Below are 20,005 nucleotides of genomic sequence, written 5' to 3'. Positions count from 1 at the left end.
CTCGGCACAACCCAACGACGGCTCGGGACGGCGGACTCCATCGGTCCGCCGCACATCAACTGTGGACGACGCTCCCGCCCGTGGGCGTGGCGTCATGTGGAGGAGGCGCTGTGAGCAGCGACCCGTGGGGCCGTGTCGACGAGCAGGGGAACGTCTACGTGAGGACGGCCGACGGCGAACGCCAGGTCGGCTCCTGGCAGGCCGGCTCCCCCGAGGAGGCCCTCGCCTACTTCGAGCGCAAGTTCCAGGGCCTGGAGGCGGAGACCGCCCTCCTGGAGCACCGCGTGCGCAAGACCGACCTGGCCGCCAAGGAGGCGCAGACCGCGCTGGAGCACCTGCGTGCGCAGGTCACCGAGGCGCACGCGGTCGGCGACCTGGCCTCGCTGGCCGCCCGCCTGGACGCCCTGGCCGGTGAGATCGAGACCCGGCAGAGCGAGCGCAGGGCCGCCCGGGCCAAGGCCCAGGAGGAGACCCGCGCCGCCAAGGAGGCGCTGGTCGCCGAGGCCGAGCAGCTCGCCGAGTCCAACCAGTGGCGGGAGGCCGGCGACCGGCTGCGCGCCCTGGTCGACAACTGGAAGGCGCTGCCGCGGCTGGACCGCAAGAGCGACGACGAGCTGTGGCACCGCTTCTCGCACGCCCGCTCGGTGTTCTCCAAGCACCGCAAGGCGCACTTCGCGGCCCTCGACTCCGAGCGCGAGACCGCCCGCGCGATCAAGGAGAAGCTGGTCGCCGAGGCCGAGGCGCTGTCCGGCTCGACCGAGTGGGGGCCGACCGCCGCCGCCTACCGCGACCTGATGACCCAGTGGAAGGCCGCCGGCCGCGCCCAGCGGGACGCGGAGGAGGAGCTGTGGGCCCGCTTCCGCGGCGCCCAGGACGTCTTCTTCCAGGCCCGCTCCGGTGCGTTCTCCGAGCGCGACGCCGAGCAGGGCGAGAACCAGAAGGCCAAGGAGGCGCTGCTGGTCGAGGCCGAGGCGATCCTGCCGGTCACCGACCTGAAGGCCGCCAAGGCCGCGCTGCGCTCCGTCGCCGAGCGCTGGGAGGCCATCGGCCACGTCCCGCGCGACGCCCGTCCGAAGCTGGACGGCCGACTGGCCGCGGTGGAGCGCGCCGTCCGCGAGGCCGAGGAGGCCGAGTGGCAGCGCTCCAACCCGGAGGCCCGGGCCCGGGCCACCGGCATGACCGCCCTGCTGCAGGCCGCCGTGGACAAGCTCCGCGCCGACCTGGACAAGGCCCGCGCCGCGGGCAACGCGTCCAAGGCGGCGAAGCTGGAGGCCGAGCTGGAGGGCCGCCAGGCGCTGCTCGACCAGGCGCAGAAGTCGCTGCAGGAGTTCACCTCCTGAACCCCGCTCGCACCGAGGGCCCCCGTCCGCGCCGGACGGGGGCCCTCCGCGTGGTCAGACCACGCTGGCGGAGGGGCCGGGCGACTGCAGCTGGTCGAGGTCCAGGCTCTGCTCCGGGCCGGGGGTGGCGCTGGGCACCGGGGTGCCGAAGTCGCTGAACTCGACCGTCCCGCTGTCCCTCTCCAGCTTCAGCGGCACCGGTGAGCCGGTGGTGGCCACGTACAGGGTGCCGGTGCCGGTGCCGGAGTCGGCGGTCAGGGTGAGCGCGGGGCGGCCCTGCACGGTGGTCGGGGCGCCCTTGGCCAGGCCGGTCTTCCCGGTGCCGAGCTGGTCGGCCAGTCCGGTGAGGTCGCACAGCTCGCCGATCTCGGCGAAGTCCGGGTTGTCGCTGGTGGTCTTCAGGTAGCGGTCGCCGACCAGCTGGGAGAGCGCCTCGCCGCCGTGGGTCCGCCAGAACTCCTGGTCGGGCTTGACCCACAGGTCGGGCCCGGCCTCGACCACCTGGAAGCTGCCGACGCCGCTCTGGCCCAGCGTGCCGGTGCAGTGGCCCGCGGTGTCCAGCCGCAGGTCCAGGTCGATCCGGGCGCCCTGGCTGCTGACCGCGCCGACCGTCCGCACCGCGCCCGCGCCCTTGAGCGCCTGCACCGCCTGCTGCAGCACTTGGTCGGCGGGCAGTTGTCCGACCCCGTTGTCGCCGTCGCGGGTGGCGGCCGCCGCGGAGGCCGAGACCGCGCTGCCGGTGCCGCTCGCCGCCGGTCCGCTCCCGGCGCCGTCCGGGCCGCCGGAGCCGCCGCACCCGACCACCAGCGCCGCGGCGAGCGCCGCGCCGGTCACTGCCGTCATCACCCGTATCCCGTGCACGGTGCCTCCAGGAAAGCCGCCCGCCCCCACCCGGCCAGTGTCGGCGGGGAGGGGGCGGGCGGCGACCGGAGCGGCGGCGCGCGGTGACCGGGCGGCTACTTGTTGCGGGCCGAGGTGACCCGGTAGACGTCGTACACGCCCTCGACGCCGCGCACCGCCTTGAGCACGTGGCCCAGGTGCTTGGGGTCGCCCATCTCGAAGGTGAACCGGCTCATCGCGACCCGGTCGCGGGAGGTCTGGACGGCCGCCGACAGGATGTTGACGTGCTGGTCGGAGAGCACCCGGGTGACGTCCGAGAGCAGCCGGGAGCGGTCCAGCGCCTCGACCTGGATGGCGACCAGGAAGACCGAGGACTGGGTGGCCGCCCACTCGACCTCGATCATCCGCTCGGGCTGCTGCTGCAGGGACTCCACGTTGACGCAGTCCGCGCGGTGCACCGAGACGCCGTTGCCGCGGGTGATGAAGCCGACGATCGGGTCGCCGGGCACCGGCGTGCAGCAGCGCGCCAGCTTCACCCACACGTCGTCCACGCCCTTGACGATGACGCCCGGGTCTCCCTTGGCGCGGCGCCGCATCGCGCGCGGCTGGTGCGAGGGGGTGGCGGTCTCGGCGAGGTCCTCGACCGCGCCCTCCTCGCCGCCCATCGCCTGGACCAGCTTCTGCACGATCGCCTGCGCGGCGACGTGGCCCTCGCCGATCGCCGCGTACAGCGAGGAGATGTCCGGGTAGCGCATCTCGTGGGCCAGCGTGACCAGCGAGTCCCCGGTGAGGATCCGCTGGATCGGCAGGCCCTGCTTGCGCATCGCCCGGGCGATCGCCTCCTTGCCCTGCTCGATCGCCTCCTCGCGGCGCTCCTTGGAGAACCAGGCGCGGATCTTGTTGCGGGCCCGGGGCGACTTGACGAAGCTCAGCCAGTCCCGGGACGGGCCGGCGTTCTCCGCCTTGGAGGTGAAGACCTCGACGGTGTCGCCGTTCTCCAGCGTCGACTCCAGCGGCACCAGGCGGCCGTTGACCCGGGCGCCGATGCACCGGTAGCCCACCTCGGTGTGCACCGCGAACGCGAAGTCCACCGGGGTGGCCTGCGCGGGCAGCGCTATCACGTCGCCCTTCGGGGTGAAGACGAACACCTCGTTGCTGGACAGGTCGAAGCGCAGCGACTCGAGGAACTCGCTCGGGTCCTCGGTCTCCTTCTGCCAGTCCAGCAGCTGCCGCAGCCAGGCCATCTCGTTGACCGCGTCGGCCTTGTCGTGCTGCCGCCCGTGGGTGGGCGTGTCGGTGCGCACCTTGGACGCCCCGGCCACCGCGCGCTGCTTGTACTTCCAGTGCGCGGCGATGCCGTACTCGGCGCGGCGGTGCATGTCGAAGGTGCGGATCTGCAGCTCGACGGGCTTGCCCCCGGGACCGATCACCGTGGTGTGCAGCGACTGGTACATGTTGAACTTGGGCATCGCGATGTAGTCCTTGAACCGCCCCGGCACCGGGTTCCACCGCGCGTGGATGGTGCCCAGCGCCGCGTAGCAGTCGCGGACGGTGTCGACCAGGACCCGGATGCCCACCAGGTCGTAGATCTCGGCGAAGTCCCGGCCCCGGACGATCATCTTCTGGTAGACCGAGTAGTAGTGCTTGGGGCGGCCGGTGACCTGCCCGGTGATCCGGGCCCCGCGCAGGTCGCCCTGCACCTGGTCGATCACGGTGGCCAGGTACTCGTCGCGCTTGGGGGCGCGCTCGGCCACCAGCCGGACGATCTCGTCGTACATCTTGGGGTAGAGGATGGCGAAGGCCAGGTCCTCCAGCTCCCACTTGATGGTGTTCATGCCCAGCCGGTGCGCCAGCGGGGCGTAGATCTCCAGCGTCTCGCGGGCCTTCTTCTCCTGCTTCTCCCGCTTCAGGTAGCGCATCGTGCGCATGTTGTGCAGCCGGTCGGCGAGCTTGATCACCAGGACCCGCGGGTCCTTGGCCATCGCCACGACCATCTTGCGGACGGTCTCCGCCTGCGCGGCCTCGCCGAACTTCACCCGGTCCAGCTTGGTCACGCCGTCGACCAGCAGCGCCACCGAGTCGCCGAAGTCGACCCGGAGCGTCTCCAGGCCGTAGTCGGTGTCCTCCACGGTGTCGTGCAGCAGGCCCGCCATCAGCGTCGGCGCGTCCATCCCCAGCTCGGCCAGGATGGTCGCCACCGCCAGCGGGTGGGTGATGTACGGGTCGCCGCTCTTGCGCTTCTGCCCGCGGTGCCACTTCTCCGCGACGGCGTACGCCCGCTCGATGTCCTTCAGCAGCCCGGGGTCGGCCTTGGGGTCGTTGGCCCGGATCGTCCGGAACAGCGGCTCCAGCACCGGGTTGACCATCGAACTGCGCTGACCGCCCAGCCGCGCAAGCCGAGCCCGCATCCCGCCCGGCGAGGGACGGGAACTGGCGGCAGCGGCCGTGGGCACAACCTCGTCGGGCAAGGACACTCCTACGTCGGATCAACCTTCATCGTACCGACAGCGCGCACCCCCGCGGCGGCGCGTCCGCCCCGGGAACGGGAGCGCCCGGGAACGGTCGCGTTCCCGGGCGGCTCTCGAACAGCGCGGTGTCACACCACGACGAGCGTCTCCAGCGGTGCGCCGTGCAGGTGCGAAGCGAGCTTCGCGCGCCCCGGCAGGAAGCCGAGCTCCATCAGCACGACCACGCCGACCAGCTCGGCCCCGGCCTCCTGCACGAGGTCCAGCGAGGCGGCGATCGTCCCGCCGGTGGCCAGCACGTCGTCCACCACCAGGACCTTCTCGCCCGGCTCGAACGCGTCGCACTGGACCTCCAGCGTCGCCGACCCGTACTCCAGGTCGTACGAGCGGGAGAACACCTCGCCGGGCAGCTTGCCCTTCTTGCGGATCGGGACGAACCCGAGGCCCGCGGCGAACGCGGCGGGCGCGGCGAGGACGAACCCCCGCGCCTCCAGCCCGACCACCTTGGTGGCGCCGAGCTCCCTGGCCCGATCGGCCAGCGCCCGGGTCAGCGCGCCGAACGCCTCGGCGTCGGCGAGCAGGGGGGCGATGTCCTTGAACAGGACGCCCGGCTTCGGGTAGTCCTGCACGTCCCGGATCCGGCTGTTGAGCAGCTCGGACAGGACGGGATCGGTGGTGGAGGTCACGGGGGTTCCTTCGCGGGGGTCAGCGCTTGCCGGACGGCCGGCCCTTGCCCCTGGTGCGGCTGGTCGGCTGGTTACGCTGTCCGACCATACCGGCCGGGACGCCGTCCTCGGCGTCCTGCTCGCTGTCGGGCTCCTCACCCCGGGCGGCGGCCTCGGCCGCGGCCTTGGCCTCGGAGGCCCGGCGCTGGGCGACCCGCTTGGCCAGCGCCTTCATCTCCGGGGCCTGCTCCTTGAGCTGCGCGAGCAGCGGGGTGGCCACGCAGATGGAGGAGTAGGCACCGGCCGCGAGGCCGATGAACAGGGCCAGCGAGATGTCGTTCAGGGTGCCCGCGCCGAGCAGGCCGCCACCGATGAACAGCAGCGCGGAGACCGGCAGCAGTGCCACGACCGTGGTGTTGATGGAGCGCACCAGGGTCTGGTTGAGGCCGTGGTTGGCGGCCTCGCTGTAGGTGCGGCGGCTCTGCTTGGTGATGCCCCGGGTGTTCTCCTTCACGGTGTCGAAGACGACGACCGTGTCGTAGAGCGAGTAACCGAGGATGGTCAGGAAGCCGATCACGGTGCCCGGGGTGACCTCGAAGCCGACCAGGGCGTACACGCCGATGGTGATCAGGAGGTCGTGGACCAGGGCGACCAGGGCGGCCACCGCCATCCGCCACTCGAAGGCGATCGCCATGTAGACGGTGACCAGCACCATGAAGACGATCAGGCCGGTCAGCGCCTTCTTGGAGATGTCGGCGCCCCAGGAGGGGCCGATCACCTGGGCGTTGATGTCCTTCTCCTGGACGCCGATCGCCTGCGAGAACTCCTTGGTGAAGGTGGTCGCCGGGATCGACTCCTGCGCGCTGACCTGGACCCGGACGTCGCCCTTGTCCGTGGTCTGCACCAGCGCGGTCTTGGAGCCGATGATCTTGTCGGCGGTCTCCTTGGCCTGCGAGGCCGACAGGCCGGGCTTGTGCACGGTGTAGACCGAGCCGCCCTTGAACTCGATGCCCAGGTGCAGGCCCATGGCCAGGCCGACGGCCGCCACCAGGACGATCACCGCCGAGATCGAGTACCAGATCTTCCGCTTGCCGACGAAGTCGAAGGAGACCTCGCCCTGGTAGAGGCGGTGACCGATGTTGCGGAGCGACATGGGTCAGACCTCCTGGGTCGTGGTGGGACGGCGGCGGGAGCCGCGGATCGGCGGACGGGCGCCGAGCCGCTTCGGGTCCAGGCCGGACATCGGGTGACCGCTGGCGAAGAACTTGGTGCGGGCGAGCAGGCTGATCAGCGGCTTGGTGAACAGGAAGATCACCACGACGTCGAGCAGGGTGGTCAGGCCGAGGGTGAAGGCGAAGCCCTGCACCTTGCCGACCGACACCAGGTACAGCACCGCGGCGCACAGGAAGGACACGAAGTCCGAGACCAGGATGGTGCGCCGGGCCCGCGGCCAGGCCCGCTGCACGGCGGCCCGCAGCTGGGCGCCCTCGCGGACCTCGTCGCGGATGCGCTCGAAGTACACGATGAAGGAGTCCGCGGTGATGCCGATCGCGACGATCGCGCCGCAGACCGCGGGCAGGTTCAGCGCGAAGCCGATGCCCGCGCCGAGCAGGCTCATGATCGACCAGGTCAGGACCGCCGAGACGATCAGGCCGGCGATCGAGATCAGGCCCAGGCCCCGGTAGTAGACCAGCGAGTACGCGACCACCAGGACCATGCCGATCAGACCGGCGATCAGACCGGCCTTCAGCTGCTCCGAGCCGAGCTGCGGGGAGACGGTGGTGACGTCGCTCTTCACGAAGTCCAGCGGGAGCGCGCCGTAGCTCAGCACGTTCGCCAGCGACTTGGCCTCCTCCGCGCTGAAGGTGCCGCTGATCACGGCGCTGCCGCCGGTGATCGACTCCGACACGTACGGGTGCGAGACGACCTGGCCGTCCAGCACGATCGCGAACTGGTTGGCCGGGGAGGTCTGGGTGGCCAGCTGGCCGGTGGTGTCGGCGAAGGCCTTGGAGCCCGCGTCGTTGAACGACAGGTCGACCATCCAGCCCTTGCCGCTCTGGGTGTCGTAGGCGGCCTGCGCCTTGGTGACGTCCGAGCCGTTCACCGCGACGCCGCCGAGCACGAACTTGTACCAGACGCCGTTCTCGGCGTCGTACGAGCAGGCGATCGCCGGGGCGCTCGGGTCGTTGGTCTTCTGGTAGTTGATCCGCTGCGACTCGTTGGTGCAGTCCAGCGCGGCGTACTGCTGCTGCAGCGCGACGGTGGCGGCATCCGGGGTCGGCGCGGCGCTCGGGTCGGCCGCGGGGGCCGAGGCGGCGGCGCTCGGCTGGGCCGGGGCGGAGCCGCTCGCGGAGGCGGAGGCCGAGGGGTCGGCCTGCAGCGCGCCGGAGAGGGCGCGGCCGGCCTTGGTGGCGGAGGCGCTCGCGGAGGCGGGGGCGCCGGCCGAGGCGGAGGCGCCCGCGCTCGCGGAGGCGCCCGCGCTCGGGGCGGCCGAGGCCTCGGCGCCCGAGGAGGCGGAGGCCGACGGCTGGGGCTGCTGGGCGGCCGCGCCGGACGGCTCCAGGGTCAGCACCGGGCGGAAGTAGAGCTTGGCGGTGTCGCCGACCTTGTCGATGGACTGCTGCGTGTTACCACCGTCGGGAATGTTGACGATGATGTTCGCATTGCCCTGGGTCTGGACCTCCGCCTCGGAGACGCCCATGCCGTTGACGCGCTTCTGGATGATGCTGACCGCGGTGTCCAGATTGGTCTTGTTGACCGCGGAAGGATCATCAGACTTAGCGGTCAGCGTGACGCTGGTGCCACCGGCGAGGTCGATTCCGAGACGCGGCTTGGTGTTGCCCGTCCCGAACATGAGGGCCACAAGGCCGACGGTGACCACCAGGATGAGCGCCAGCGCCCGTCCCGGGTATCCGTCGCGCGACCGCGACTTGGGTGTTGCCACCTTGCTCGTTTCTCCCTGTCCATGCCGCCCGGCGGCCGGCCTCCGGCCCCGCGCTGGGCGGGGGCCGGAAGGCGGCGGACGCACGACGGCCCAAGAGGTCCTGTTGGGCTTGCGGCGGGTGCCGCTCGGTCGAGGGTGCCCCGACCGTACTACTTGCTCTCGGGAGCCTCGGCGTCGGCCTTCGCCTCGTCCTTGGACAGGCTCAGCGGCTTCTCGTCGGCCCCGGCGTCCTCCGCGGCGTCCTCGACGGCCTCGTCCTCGGCGGGACGGCCGTTGATGATCGCGTCGTACTCCAGCGGCTCCAGGACGGCCGCGATCGCGCCCTTGGTGTAGTGGGCCACCACGCCGGGGGAGACCTCCAGCTCGACCGTCTCGTCGTTGACCGCCTTCACCAGCGCGTACATGCCGCCGATGGTGCGCACGCCCGACCCCGGCTGCAGCGAGGTCTGCATGCTCTGCATCTGGGCCTGACGCTTCTTCTGCGAGCGCATCATCATGAAGATGGCGAGCAGGGGGAGGAGAAGGATGATGTAAGAGAACACAGCCAGGGTCCTTTGTGGGCCGCCTTCCGGCAGCCAGTGCGTGTACGTCGGCCCGTCGGGCGAGAGGGGCGGTCCGGCGGAGTCTAGGCGACCCGCACTGAACGGACAACGCCAAGCATGCCAGTGTGCCGCCGAAAGTGGCGAGCCTTGGCATGCACATAAACTCCCGATAAGGCGCCGGAGTTATCCCCGGAACCTCCGGCCCGACGGCCGCGTCATCCCTGGCCCTCGGCCCACAGCCCGTTCTGCTGGCCACCCGGCGCCGCCTTCGGCGCCCGCGCCGACTGCGGCGGGGTCAGCCCCAGGTGCTGCCAGGCCGCCGCGGTGGCGATCCGCCCGCGCGGGGTGCGCGCCAGCAGGCCCTCCCGGACGAGGAAAGGTTCAGCCACCTCCTCGACCGTCTCCGCCTCCTCCCCCACCGCCACCGCCAGCGTGGACAGGCCCACCGGGCCGCCGCCGAACAGCTTCAGCAGCGCCTCCAGCACCGCCCGGTCCAGCCGGTCCAGGCCGCGGGCGTCGACCTCGTAGACCTCCAGCGCCTGCGCGGCGATCTCCCGGGTGACCAGGCCGTCGTGCCGGACCTGCGCGAAATCCCTCACCCGGCGCAACAGCCGGTTGGCGATCCGCGGCGTGCCGCGCGAGCGCCCGGCGATCTCGGCCGCGCCCGCCGGGTCGATCTCCACGTCCAGCAGGCCCGCCGAGCGGTGCACCACCCGCTGCAGCTCGGCCGGAGCGTAGAACTCCATGTGGCCGGTGAACCCGAACCGGTCGCGCAGCGGCGGCGGCAGCAGGCCCGCCCGGGTGGTCGCGCCGACCAGCGTGAACGGCGGCAGCTCCAGCGGGATCGCGGTGGCGCCGGGGCCCTTGCCGACGATCACGTCGACCCGGAAGTCCTCCATCGCCATGTACAGCATCTCCTCGGCGGGCCGGGACATCCGGTGGATCTCGTCGAGGAACAGCACCTCGCCCTCGGTCAGCGAGGACAGGATCGCCGCCAGGTCGCCCGCGTGCTGGATCGCCGGGCCCGAGGTGATCCGGATCGGGGCGTTCAGCTCGGCCGCGATGATCATCGACAGGGTGGTCTTGCCCAGCCCGGGCGGGCCGCTCAGCAGCACGTGGTCCGGCGCGGCGCCGCGCTTGCGGGCCGCCTGCAGGACCAGCGAGAGCTGCTCGCGCACCCGCTCCTGCCCGATGAACTCCTCCAGCAGCTTCGGCCGCAGCGCGGCCTCCACCGCCTGGTCCTCACCGTCGGCGGACGCCGTCACCAGGCGGTCGGCGGGGTCGGACTCGTACGGGCTCATCGGGAAACCGCTCTCCATGTCGACTTGGTGACGTGTCGTCTCATTGCTTCGGCGCTGTTCAGCGGGCCCGGTTCAGGCCGCGCAGGGCCAGCCGCAGCAGGGCGCCCACGTCCGGCACGGACTGCGCCTCGGCGTCCGGCGCGACCCGGGCCACCGCCTCGTCCGCCTCCCGCGGAGCGTAGCCCAGGCCCACCAGCGCGGAGTGCAGCTGCTCGTGCCAGGGCGCCGGGCCGGAGGCCACCGGCTTCTGCGCGGGGACGGTGCCGTGCGGGGCCCCGAGCTTGTCCTTGTACTCCAGCAGCAGCTTGGCCGCCTTCGCCTTGCCGATGCCGGGCACCGCGATCAGCGCCTTCTCGTCGCCGCCCGCGACCGCCACCCGCAGCGCCTCCGGCGAGTGCACCCCCAGGATCGCCTGGGCCAGCTTCGGCCCGACCCCGGGCGCGGCCTGCAGCACCTCGAACGTGGCCCGCTCGTCGTCGTCCACGAAGCCGAACAGCGTCAGCGAGTCCTCCCGGACCACCAGCGAGGTCGCCAGCCGGGCCACCTCCCCCACCCGCAGCGTCGCCAGCGTGGTCGGCGTGCACTGCACCGCCATCCCCACCCCGCCGACCTCCACCACGGCCACCCCGGCCCCCACCACCGCAACCGGCCCCTGCACAAAGGCGATCATGGTGAAGTCGTTCCTCTCGATGGTTCCGATGCTTGCCGTGCGCCGAGCCCGTCAGGGGCGCGGGGAACTGCGCGAGCGGCCCGGTGCCGCGCCGTGCCAGGAGCTGCCGCCGGTGCCGTGGGCCCTGATCGCGGCGGTCAGGCGGTTGGTGGTGCCGCCGCGCCAGATGTGGCAGATGGCCAGGGCCAGGGCGTCCGCCGCGTCGGCGGGCTTCGGCGGGGCGTCGAGCCGCAGGATGCGGGTGACCATGGCGGTGACCTGCGCCTTGTCGGCGCGGCCGGAGCCGGTGACGGCGGCCTTGACCTCGCTGGGGGTGTGCAGCGTGACGGGGATGCCGCGGCGGGTCGCGCACAGCACGGCGACCGCGGAGGCCTGCGCGGTGCCCATCACGGTGCGCACGTTGTGCTGGGCGAACACCCGCTCCACCGCGACGAGTTCGGGCGAGTACCGGTCGAGCCAGGACTCCAGGCCCTGCTCGATGGCGAGCAGCCGCGGCCCGATCTCGTCCTCCGCGGGCGTGCGCACCACGCCGACGCCGAGCATCGCCAACTGCCGCCCGGGCAGCCCTTCGACCACCCCGACGCCGCACCTGGTCAGCCCAGGGTCCACACCCAGCACTCGCACGGCCCCGCCTCTCTCCGACCTGCGCAGGTTACCCCCGGCCTCCGACAACCGGCCCCGGACACGCCTCCGCCCGGCGGCCACCAGCGGGCCGCCGGGCGGGGTCGCCGGAGCGGACTCAGGCGTCCAGCTCGGCCATGATCTCGTCGGAGACGTCGAAGTTGGCGAAGACGTTCTGCACGTCGTCGCTGTCCTCGAGCGCGTCGATCAGCTTGAAGATCTTGCGGGCGCCCTCGGCGTCCAGCTCGACCTGCATGCTGGGGACGAAGTTGGCGTCGGCGGAGTCGTAGTCGATGCCCGCGTCGACCAGCGCGGTGCGGACCGCGACCATGTCGCCGGCCTCGGAGAGCACCTCGAAGGCCTCGCCCAGGTCGTTGACCTCCTCGGCCCCGGCGTCCAGGACCACGTCGAGGACCTTGTCCTCGTCCACGCCCTCGGCCTTGGGGACGATCACCACGCCCTTGCGGTTGAACAGGTACGACACCGAACCCGGGTCGGCCATGCTGCCGCCGTTGCGGGTCATCGCCACGCGCACGTCGGAGGCGGCGCGGTTGCGGTTGTCGGTGAGGCACTCGATCAGCACGGCCACGCCGTTGGGGCCGTAGCCCTCGTACATGATGGTCTGGTAGTCGGCGCCGCCGGCCTCCAGGCCGCCGCCGCGCTTGATCGCGCGGTCGATGTTGTCGTTCGGGACGGACGCCTTCTTCGCCTTCTGCACGGCGTCGTACAGCGTCGGGTTGCCCGACAGGTCCGCGCCGCCGGTGCGGGCCGCCACCTCGATGTTCTTGATCATCTTGGCGAAGAGCTTGCCGCGCTTGGCGTCGATCACGGCCTTCTTGTGCTTGGTGGTAGCCCACTTAGAGTGGCCGGACATCGCCAGCTCCTTTTCGTCGCCAATGGGAAATGAACAGGGGAGATCTTACCGGTGCCGCACCGCCGGGTGGCACACGGTCACCGCGCCGCACGGGGCGCTCAGCGCGCCGCGGCCTCGACCATCCGGACGAAGTACTCGTGGACGCGGTGGTCGCCGGTCAGTTCCGGGTGGAAGGAGGTGGCCAGCAGGTTGCCCTGGCGGACCGCGACGATCCGGGCGTCCGGGCCGTCCGCGGCCGGGACCTCGGCGAGCACCTCGACGCCCGCGCCGACCGCCTCGACCCAGGGGGCGCGGATGAACACGCCGGTGACCGGGTCGCCGGCCAGGCCCGCGAACGGGATGGCGGTCTCGAAGGACTCGTTCTGCCGGCCGAAGGCGTTGCGCCGGACGGTCATGTCGATGCCGCCGACGGTCTCCTGGTCGTCCCGGCCGTCCAGGATCTTGTCCGCCAGCATGATCATGCCCGCGCAGGTGCCGTACACCGGCATGCCGGCCGCGACCCGCTCGCGCAGCGGCTCCATCAGGCCGAACAGCACGGCCAGCTTGGAGATGGTGGTGGACTCGCCGCCGGGCATCACCAGCGCGTCCACCTCGGCCAGCTCCTCCGGGCGGCGCACCGGCCGGGCCAGCGCGTCGGCGGCGGCCAGCGCCACCAGGTGCTCGCGGACGTCGCCCTGCAGGGCCAGGACGCCGATGGTGGGGGTGCTCACGGTCTCACTACCTCTTCGTTCTCGAACTACAGGGCCCGGACGCCACGCAGCGGCCCGCCGTACCGGGAACTCGCACGGCGGGCCGGACGCGTGGAGCGCTTACCAGCCGCGGTTGGCGTAGCGCTCGGTCTCCGGGAGGGTGTCGCAGTTGATGCCGACCATGGCCTCGCCCAGGTTGCGGGAGGCGTCCGCGATGATCTTCGGGTCGTCGTAGAAGGTGGTGGCCTTGACGATGGCGGCGGCGCGCTTGGCCGGGTCGCCCGACTTGAAGATGCCGGAGCCGACGAAGACGCCCTCCGCGCCGAGCTGGCGCATCAGCGCGGCGTCGGCCGGGGTGGCCACGCCGCCGGCGGAGAACAGCACGACCGGCAGCTTGCCGAGCTCGGCGACCTCGCGGACCAGCTCGTACGGGGCGCGCAGCTCCTTGGCGGCGGCGTACAGCTCGTTGTTGTCGAAGCCGCGCAGCTTGGCGATCTCGTTCTTGATCTGGCGCAGGTGGCGGACGGCCTCCACCACGTTGCCGGTGCCGGCCTCGCCCTTGGAGCGGATCATGGCCGCGCCCTCGGCGATCCGGCGCAGGGCCTCGCCCAGGTTGGTGGCGCCGCAGACGAAGGGGGTGGTGAAGGCCCACTTGTCGGAGTGGTTGACCTCGTCGGCCGGGGTGAGGACCTCGGACTCGTCGATGTAGTCGACGCCCAGCGACTGCAGGACCTGGGCCTCGACGAAGTGGCCGATCCGGGACTTGGCCATCACCGGGATGGAGACGGCGCCGATGATCTCCTCGATCATGTTCGGGTCGGACATCCGGGCCACGCCGCCGTCCTTGCGGATGTCGGCGGGAACGCGCTCCAGCGCCATGACCGCGACCGCACCGGCGTCCTCGGCGATCTTCGCCTGCTCGGCGTTGACCACGTCCATGATCACGCCGCCCTTGAGCTGCTCGGCCATGCCGCGCTTGACCCGGGCGGTGCCGACCTGGGGCTGCTCAGCGGAAGTGGGGGTGGTGGACACGTAAGACCTCACTCAGGGATGAACCGGTGCTATCGATCTATCGTAGGCCCGGAGGCCCTCCGACCCATGCGCCACATGGTCCAGGGCCGTCCCCGGCATACGACAATCAGGCCAGCGACCCGGCTGCGGCAGGAAACGGGGTTCAGCCTACGCGGGCGCGCCCTCGGGCGTGAGCGCCACCGGGGGCTCGTCGTCCATCTCGAAGGCCATCGGGAACGGCGCACGCCCCGCGAGGCGGAAGTAGCGCACCAGCCGGTGCTCGCGCACCGCACGCGCCGCCCGCACCGCGTCGTTGTGGAAGCGCCGCGCCATCGGCACCCGGCGCACCGCCTCCACCAGGTCGCGCACCGCCTCCTCGCCGCCCGGCGCCGCCCGCAGCGCCCCGACCTGCTCCGGCTCGTCCAGCACCGCCCGCAGCGCCAGGCTCAGCTCGCTCTCCGCCACTTCGCGCTGCTCCGCCTCGGCCTGCCGGGCCGCGTGCGCCGCCTCCAGCAGCAGGATCGACGCCGCCGGGTCCAGCAGCGAGGAGGTCGCCAGCTCGACCGCCACCGCGGAACGGCGCAGCAGCTGGGCGTCCAGCGAGGCCCGGGCCGCGTCGATCCGGGCGTGCAGCCGGTCCAGCCTGCCCGCCGTCCAGCTCAGGTAGACGGCGAACAGCACGACGGCCGCAACGGCCCAGATCCAGGTAGCCACGGGGCGCTACGGTACCGGCTCAGACCCCGAGAACCGTCGAGCGGTAGGCGAGGTGGTCCAACTCCTCGACCTGGACGGCGACTTGCACCGGCCCGGCATCCGGCCCCAGGTACTCGGGCAGCGCCTCCAGCACCGCCTCGGCCAGCGCCGCCTTCGCCTCCGCGCTGCGCCCCGGGAAGATCTCGACCTTCACCGCGACCAGCGCGAAGGTGTCGGCGTCCGCCCCGACCACGTTCTCCTCGGTGCGCCGGAACCTGGTCTTGCACTTGGTCGACGTGGCGCCCAGCAGCTCCACCGCCAGCCGGTTCAGGGCCAGGCCGAAGCCCCGCCGGTCGAAGGAACCGGCGAGCCGGTCGGTGTGGTCGACGGTGATCAGCGGCATGCGGAACTACCTCTCCGGGCGGGACGGATCGACGGACGGGACGGGTCGACGGACGGGACGGTCAACGGCTCGGACGCGGACGGCGGTCGGACGGTTCGACCTCGGCCACCGGCGGGCGCCCGTCGGTCACCGTCTCGTACACCGACAGCACCTCGGCGCCGACCGTCTCCCAGTCGAAGCGCCGCACGTGCCGGGACGCCGCCGCGCGCAGCGCCGCCAGCCGGTCGGGGCTGCCCAGCAGCTTGAGCGCCGAGGCCGCCAGCGCCTCCGCGTCCTCCACCGGGAACAGCTCCCCGGCCGCGCCGCCGTCCAGCACCTGACGGAACGCGTCCAGGTCGCTGGCCAGCACCGGGGCGCCCGCCGACATCGCCTCGACCAGGATGATGCCGAAGGACTCGCCGCCGGTGTTCGGCGCCACGTACAGGTCGACCGAGCGCAGCAGCCGGGCCTTGTCCCGGTCCGAGACCATGCCGAGGAACTCGACCTGGGCCCGCACCTCGGGCGCCAGGCCCGCGACCGCCTCCTCCTCGTCGCCCTTGCCCGCGACCAGCAGCCGCACCCCGGGGCGCTCGGCCAGGATCCGCGGCAGCGCCGCCAGCAGCGTCGGCAGGCCCTTGCGCGGCTCGTTGATCCGCCCGATGAAGCCGATCGTCCCCGGCCCGCCCGTGGACGCCCCGCCCTGCCAGCGCGGGTCCGGCTCGGCGTCCGCGAAGAACCGCACGTCCACGCCGTTCGGGATCACCACCGCGTCGCCGCCCAGGTGCTCCACCAGCGTGCGCCGGGCGTACTCCGACACCGCGATCCGGCCCGACATCTTCTCCAGGCCCGGCTGCAGGATCGGCGAGGCCGCGATCATCGCCCGCGAGCGCGGGTTCGAGGTGTGGAACGTCCCCACCATCGGCCCGGACGCCGCCCAGGCCGCCAGCATCGACAGCGACGGCGAGTTCGGCTCGTGCACGTGCAGCACGTCGAACCGGCCCTCGCGCAGCCAGCGCCGCACCCGCGCCGCCGACAGGATCCCGAAGCTCAGCCGCGCCACCGACCCGTTGTACGGCACCGCCACCGCCCGCCCCGCCGAGACCACGTACGGCGGCAGCGCCTCCTCGTCCTCCGCCGGGGCCAGCACCGACACCTCGTGCCCCAGCCGGATCAGGTGCTCCGCCAGGTCCCGGATGTGGAACTGCACCCCGCCCGGCACGTCCCAGTCGTACGGGCACACCACGCCGATCCTCACCCCTCCGCCCTCCGCGGGGTCAGGTCGGCCAGCCACAGCTTCTGCAGCATGTGCCAGTCCACCGAGTGCTCGCGGATCGCGCCCGCCCACACGTCCGCCATCGCCTGGGTCATCGCCGCGGCCTGCTCCTGCCGGGTGCCCTCCCCCGACGGCACCACCTCCGGGTGCACCTCCGCCCGCAGCATCGCCCCGTCGTACCAGAGCGACACCGGGAACAGCGCCGCCCCCGTCCGCTGGGCCAGCGCCGCCGGACCGGCCGGCATCCGGGTCGGCTCGCCGAAGAAGTCCACCTGGATCCCGGCCTCCGAGAGGTCCCGGTCGCCCACCAGGCACACCAGCCTGCCCTCGCGCAGCCGCCGCGCCAGCGTCCCCACCACCGAGACCTGGGAGCCGGTCAGCGCCAGCACCTCCATGCCCAGGCTCTCCCGGTACGCCACGAACCGGTCGAACAGCGACTCCGGCTTCAACCGCTCCGCGACCGTGGTGAACGGGAACCCGCCCGCCGAGGCGATCCACGCCCCCGCCAGGTCCCAGTTCGCCATGTGCGGCAGCGCCAGCACCGCGCCCCGCCCGGCCGCCATCGCCTCGTTCAACTGCTCCAGGTTCTTCACCGTTATGGCACCGGCGATCCGCTCCCGGCTCCAGGTCGGCAGCCGGAAAGACTCCATCCAGTACCGCATGTACGAGCGCATCCCGGCCCGCGACAGCTCCCGCAACCGGATCCCGTCCGCGTCCGGGTGCACCCGCGACAGGTTGGCCTCCAACTGCCGCACCCCCTTGCCCTGCCGCCGCCACGCCACGTCGGCGATGGCGTCGAACAGGCCGCGGGCCACCGGCTCGGGCAGGTGCTTCAGCCCCGCCCAGCCCGCCGCGTAGGCGGCGTCGACCAACCGTTCCCTCACTTGACCCCCTCGGCGGCGGCCGCCGCCTCCAGCTCCGCCGACTCCCGGCGCACCGTCAGCATCCGCTGCGCCACCGTCACCAGGCTGCCCGCCGCGACCGCCCACAGGGCGACCGGCAGCAGCCACTCGACGTACGGCACCCCGAACGTGTGCAATCCCGCGACCCCCGCCGCGGTCAGACTGATCACCAGCCGCTCCGCCCGCTCCACCAGCCCCGACACGTTCACCGGGAAGCCCAGCGACTCGCCGCGCGCCTTGGTGTACGACACCACCTGGCCGCTGGCCAGGCAGAAGACCGCCACCGCGCACAGCAGGTCGTCGTTCCCGCCCCCCGCGTACCACATCGCCAGGCCGCCGAAGATCGCCGCGTCGGCGACCCGGTCCAGCGTCGAGTCCAGGAACGCGCCCCACTTGCTGGAACGGCCCGCCTGGCGGGCCATGTTGCCGTCCACCAGGTCGGAGAAGATGAACAGCGTGACGGTGATCACGCCCCAGAAGAACTCCCCGCGCGGGAAGAACACCAGGGCACCCGCCACCGACCCCGCCGTACCGATCAGCGTGACGGCGTCCGGACTGACGCCCCACCGCAGCAGCATCGCGGCGAACGGGGTGAGGACACGTGTGAAGAAGGCACGCGCGTACTTGTTGAGCATGGCCTTCCGGTCCGCTCCGCTCCTCGGATTGGCGCCCGCGGACCGCTCGCCCGCCGGGCGGCCGCGCGAATGGACCCGCCCGGCTGGACAATGGTATCCACGCTGATCGAGCGGCAGGAGGCCAACCATGCCGGACCGGACGGCCCACACCCCCGCCCCGCCCGCCGACCGACCCGACCGGCTCCGCAACGTGGCCCTGGTCGGGGCCGGCGGAGCCGGGAAGACCACCCTCGCCGAAGCCCTCGCCCGCACCGCGGGCGTCCTGACCAGGGCCGGAACCGTCCCCGACGGCACCACCGCCGCCGACTGGGAGGACGTCGAGCACCAGCAGCAGCGCTCCGTCCAGCTCGCCCTGCTCCCCCTGCCCTGGCGCGACCTCAAGGTCAACCTGGTCGACGCCCCCGGCTACGCCGACTTCGCGGGCGAGCTCCAGGCCGCCCTGCGCGCCGCCGAGGCCGCCCTGTTCGTCCACTCCGCCGCCGACCCCGAGGTCGCCCGCCCCGTCCGCGCCCTGTGGCAGCAGTGCGAGGACGCCCGGCTGCCCCGCGCGATCGTCCTCACCCACCTGAACACCGCCCGCGTCCGCCTCGACGACGTCCTGCGCCTGCTCCAGGACACCCTCGGCACCCCCGACACCGTCCGCCTGCTGCACCACGTCGACCTGCGCGACGGCCACCTGCACGGCCTCACCGACCTGCTCACCGGCCGCACGTACGGCGCCCCCGGGGACGCCCCCGGCCCGGACGCCGACCTGGACGCCGAGCGCGCCCGCCTGGTCGAGGCCCTGGCCGGCGAGGACGACACCCTGCTGGCCCGCTACCTCGACGGCGCACCCCTCGACACCGCCGCCCTCAGCGCCGGACTGCGCCGCGAACTCCTGGCCGGCACCCTGCACCCCGTCCTGGCCACCGCCCCCGACGGCACCGGCTGCGACGCCCTGCTCGACCTGCTCGCCGACGCCTTCCCCTCCCCCGCCGACCGCACCGACGACCTGCCCGCCGCCGACCCCGACGCCCCCCTCACCGCCCAGGTCGTCCACACCGGCGAGGACCCCTACCTCGGCCGCCTCAGCCTGCTCAAGGTCTTCTCCGGCACCCTCCACCCCGACACCACCGCCCACCTCCCCGACGGCACCGAGGAACGCCTCACCGCCCTGCACTCCCCCTTCGGCCACCACCTGCGCCCCGTCCCGCACGCCGTGGCCGGCGACCTCGCCACCGTCACCAAGCTCACCACCGCCCGCACCGGCGACACCCTCGCCACCGGCAGCACCGCCCTGCCCCCCTGGCCGCTGCCCGAGGCCCTGCTCCCCACCGCCGTCCGGGCCCGCTCCAAGGCCGACGAGGACAAGCTCTCCCAGGCCCTCGGCCGACTCTCCGCCCAGGACCCGGCCCTGCGCGTCGAACAGAACCCCGACACCGGCCAACTCGTCCTGTGGTGCACCGGCGAGGCCCACCTCGCCGTCACCCTCGACCGCCTCACCACCCGCCACGGCGTCCACGTCGACACCGTCCCCTACCAGGTCGCCCTCCGCGAGACCTTCGCCGCCCCCGCCGCCGGCCACGGCCGCCACGTCAAGCAGTCCGGCGGCCACGGCCAGTACGCGATCTGCGACCTCACCGTCGAACCCCTCCCCGGCGGCGGCTTCGAGTTCGTCGACCGCGTCGTCGGCGGCGCCGTCCCCCGCCACTTCGTGCCCTCCGTCGAGAAGGGCGTCCGCGCCCAGCTCGCCCAGGGCCTGCACGGCCACCCCATGACCGACGTCCGGGTCACCCTCACCGACGGCAAGGCGCACTCCGTCGACTCCTCCGACGCCGCCTTCCAGACCGCCGCCGCCCTCGCCCTCAAGGAGGCCGCCGGCCACACCGCCGTCGAGGTCCTCGAACCCGTCGACGAGGTGCGCGTGCTCCTCCCCGACGAGTACCAGGGCGCCGTCCTCACCGACCTGTCCGCCCGCCGCGGCCACGTCCTGGGCACCGAGGTCGGCGGCCCCGGCCTCAGCCTCGTCCGGGCCGAGGTCCCCGAACTCGAACTCACCCGCTACCCGCTCGACCTGCGCTCGCTGTCGCACGGAACCGGCCAGTTCACCCGCAGCTACCTGCGGCACGCCCCGATGCCCGCCCAGCTCGCCGCGCAGCACACCGGCGGCTGAACCCCG

Annotated in this window: 18 protein-coding genes and 1 pseudogene; 2 read left to right on the top strand and 17 right to left on the bottom strand. The window is 72.8% G+C overall.

Annotated features, from left to right (window positions below; all coding sequences use genetic code 11):
- Positions 1-110: 110 nt before the first annotated feature.
- A complete protein-coding gene (locus QSK52_RS24360; protein WP_285738264.1) occupies positions 111-1,340 on the top strand; it encodes a DUF349 domain-containing protein in 1,230 nt (409 codons plus the stop codon).
- A 54-nt stretch (positions 1,341-1,394) separates the two neighbouring features.
- Here the strand turns inward: QSK52_RS24360 and QSK52_RS24355 are convergent, their stop codons facing one another.
- From QSK52_RS24355 to pgsA, 17 genes and pseudogenes are all read right to left on the bottom strand, one after another.
- A complete protein-coding gene (locus tag QSK52_RS24355; RefSeq protein WP_285738263.1) occupies positions 1,395-2,183 on the bottom strand; it encodes a hypothetical protein in 789 nt (262 codons plus the stop codon).
- A gap of 113 nt (positions 2,184-2,296) precedes the next feature.
- A pseudogene (locus QSK52_RS24350) lies at positions 2,297-4,588 on the bottom strand (RelA/SpoT family protein); the annotation flags it as partial.
- Positions 4,589-4,776: 188 nt separating this feature from the next.
- Complete coding sequence (locus QSK52_RS24345; RefSeq protein ID WP_285738262.1) at positions 4,777-5,331, bottom strand: adenine phosphoribosyltransferase; 555 nt, start codon at positions 5,329-5,331, stop codon at positions 4,777-4,779.
- 19 nt (positions 5,332-5,350) lie between these two features.
- On the bottom strand, positions 5,351-6,463 hold the full coding sequence (secF, locus tag QSK52_RS24340; RefSeq protein WP_285738261.1) for a protein translocase subunit SecF: 1,113 nt from the start codon (positions 6,461-6,463) through the stop codon (positions 5,351-5,353).
- A gap of 3 nt (positions 6,464-6,466) precedes the next feature.
- The gene (gene secD, locus QSK52_RS24335) at positions 6,467-8,254 is read right to left on the bottom strand and encodes a protein translocase subunit SecD (RefSeq protein ID WP_435053345.1); all 1,788 of its coding nucleotides are present in this window, start codon (positions 8,252-8,254) and stop codon (positions 6,467-6,469) included.
- 149 nt (positions 8,255-8,403) lie between these two features.
- Complete coding sequence (yajC, locus tag QSK52_RS24330; protein ID WP_285738260.1) at positions 8,404-8,796, bottom strand: preprotein translocase subunit YajC; 393 nt, start codon at positions 8,794-8,796, stop codon at positions 8,404-8,406.
- 215 nt (positions 8,797-9,011) lie between these two features.
- A complete protein-coding gene (gene ruvB / locus QSK52_RS24325) occupies positions 9,012-10,115 on the bottom strand; it encodes a Holliday junction branch migration DNA helicase RuvB (protein WP_285738259.1) in 1,104 nt (367 codons plus the stop codon).
- Positions 10,116-10,155: 40 nt separating this feature from the next.
- Positions 10,156-10,767 carry a Holliday junction branch migration protein RuvA gene (gene ruvA / locus QSK52_RS24320; RefSeq protein WP_033252073.1) on the bottom strand — a complete coding sequence of 204 codons (612 nt, stop codon included), beginning with the start codon at positions 10,765-10,767 and terminating at the stop codon, positions 10,156-10,158.
- 51 nt (positions 10,768-10,818) lie between these two features.
- A complete protein-coding gene (gene ruvC, locus QSK52_RS24315) occupies positions 10,819-11,391 on the bottom strand; it encodes a crossover junction endodeoxyribonuclease RuvC (protein WP_285738258.1) in 573 nt (190 codons plus the stop codon).
- Positions 11,392-11,506: 115 nt separating this feature from the next.
- The gene (locus QSK52_RS24310; RefSeq protein WP_285738257.1) at positions 11,507-12,262 is read right to left on the bottom strand and encodes a YebC/PmpR family DNA-binding transcriptional regulator; all 756 of its coding nucleotides are present in this window, start codon (positions 12,260-12,262) and stop codon (positions 11,507-11,509) included.
- A 98-nt stretch (positions 12,263-12,360) separates the two neighbouring features.
- Positions 12,361-12,972: a pyridoxal 5'-phosphate synthase glutaminase subunit PdxT gene (gene pdxT / locus QSK52_RS24305; protein ID WP_285738256.1), complete on the bottom strand. Its 612-nt coding sequence runs from the start codon at positions 12,970-12,972 to the stop codon at positions 12,361-12,363.
- Positions 12,973-13,071: 99 nt separating this feature from the next.
- Positions 13,072-13,983: a pyridoxal 5'-phosphate synthase lyase subunit PdxS gene (gene pdxS / locus QSK52_RS24300; protein WP_285738255.1), complete on the bottom strand. Its 912-nt coding sequence runs from the start codon at positions 13,981-13,983 to the stop codon at positions 13,072-13,074.
- A gap of 147 nt (positions 13,984-14,130) precedes the next feature.
- Positions 14,131-14,676, bottom strand: a complete 546-nt coding sequence (locus QSK52_RS24295) for a hypothetical protein (RefSeq protein WP_285738254.1) — start codon at positions 14,674-14,676, stop codon at positions 14,131-14,133.
- Between the two features lie 19 nt (positions 14,677-14,695).
- Positions 14,696-15,058: a tautomerase family protein gene (locus QSK52_RS24290; protein ID WP_285738253.1), complete on the bottom strand. Its 363-nt coding sequence runs from the start codon at positions 15,056-15,058 to the stop codon at positions 14,696-14,698.
- A 61-nt stretch (positions 15,059-15,119) separates the two neighbouring features.
- Entirely contained in the window at positions 15,120-16,292 is a 1,173-nt protein-coding gene (locus tag QSK52_RS24285; RefSeq protein ID WP_285738252.1) for a glycosyltransferase family 4 protein, read from the bottom strand.
- Entirely contained in the window at positions 16,289-17,194 is a 906-nt protein-coding gene (locus tag QSK52_RS24280; RefSeq protein ID WP_285738251.1) for a phosphatidylinositol mannoside acyltransferase, read from the bottom strand. The genes QSK52_RS24285 and QSK52_RS24280 overlap by 4 nt, the downstream gene beginning before the upstream one ends.
- Positions 17,191-17,847 carry a phosphatidylinositol phosphate synthase gene (gene pgsA, locus QSK52_RS24275; RefSeq protein WP_285738250.1) on the bottom strand — a complete coding sequence of 219 codons (657 nt, stop codon included), beginning with the start codon at positions 17,845-17,847 and terminating at the stop codon, positions 17,191-17,193. Before pgsA ends, QSK52_RS24280 begins: the two co-directional genes overlap by 4 nt.
- 127 nt (positions 17,848-17,974) lie before the next feature.
- On the opposite strand from pgsA, the gene QSK52_RS24270 reads away from it, so the two are divergent.
- Complete coding sequence (locus QSK52_RS24270) at positions 17,975-19,999, top strand: elongation factor G (RefSeq protein WP_285738249.1); 2,025 nt, start codon at positions 17,975-17,977, stop codon at positions 19,997-19,999.
- Positions 20,000-20,005: the final 6 nt, after the last annotated feature.

The sequence above is a fragment of the Kitasatospora phosalacinea genome, from assembly GCF_030268885.1.
Lineage (GTDB): Bacteria > Actinomycetota > Actinomycetes > Streptomycetales > Streptomycetaceae > Kitasatospora > Kitasatospora phosalacinea_C.
The sequence above is the reverse complement of the archived record's forward strand: the minus strand, read 5'-3'. Positions and strand labels throughout refer to the sequence as shown.

Coding starts and splice junctions, on each gene's coding strand:
- QSK52_RS24355 (WP_285738263.1), bottom strand. CDS start 2,183: ATGACGGCAGTGACCGGCGCGGCGCTCGCCGCGGCGCTGGTGGTCGGG.
- secF (WP_285738261.1), bottom strand. CDS start 6,463: ATGTCGCTCCGCAACATCGGTCACCGCCTCTACCAGGGCGAGGTCTCC.
- ruvB (WP_285738259.1), bottom strand. CDS start 10,115: ATGGAGAGCGGTTTCCCGATGAGCCCGTACGAGTCCGACCCCGCCGAC.
- ruvA (WP_033252073.1), bottom strand. CDS start 10,767: ATGATCGCCTTTGTGCAGGGGCCGGTTGCGGTGGTGGGGGCCGGGGTG.
- QSK52_RS24310 (WP_285738257.1), bottom strand. CDS start 12,262: ATGTCCGGCCACTCTAAGTGGGCTACCACCAAGCACAAGAAGGCCGTG.
- QSK52_RS24290 (WP_285738253.1), bottom strand. CDS start 15,058: ATGCCGCTGATCACCGTCGACCACACCGACCGGCTCGCCGGTTCCTTC.
- pgsA (WP_285738250.1), bottom strand. CDS start 17,847: ATGCTCAACAAGTACGCGCGTGCCTTCTTCACACGTGTCCTCACCCCG.
- QSK52_RS24270 (WP_285738249.1), top strand. CDS start 17,975: ATGCCGGACCGGACGGCCCACACCCCCGCCCCGCCCGCCGACCGACCC.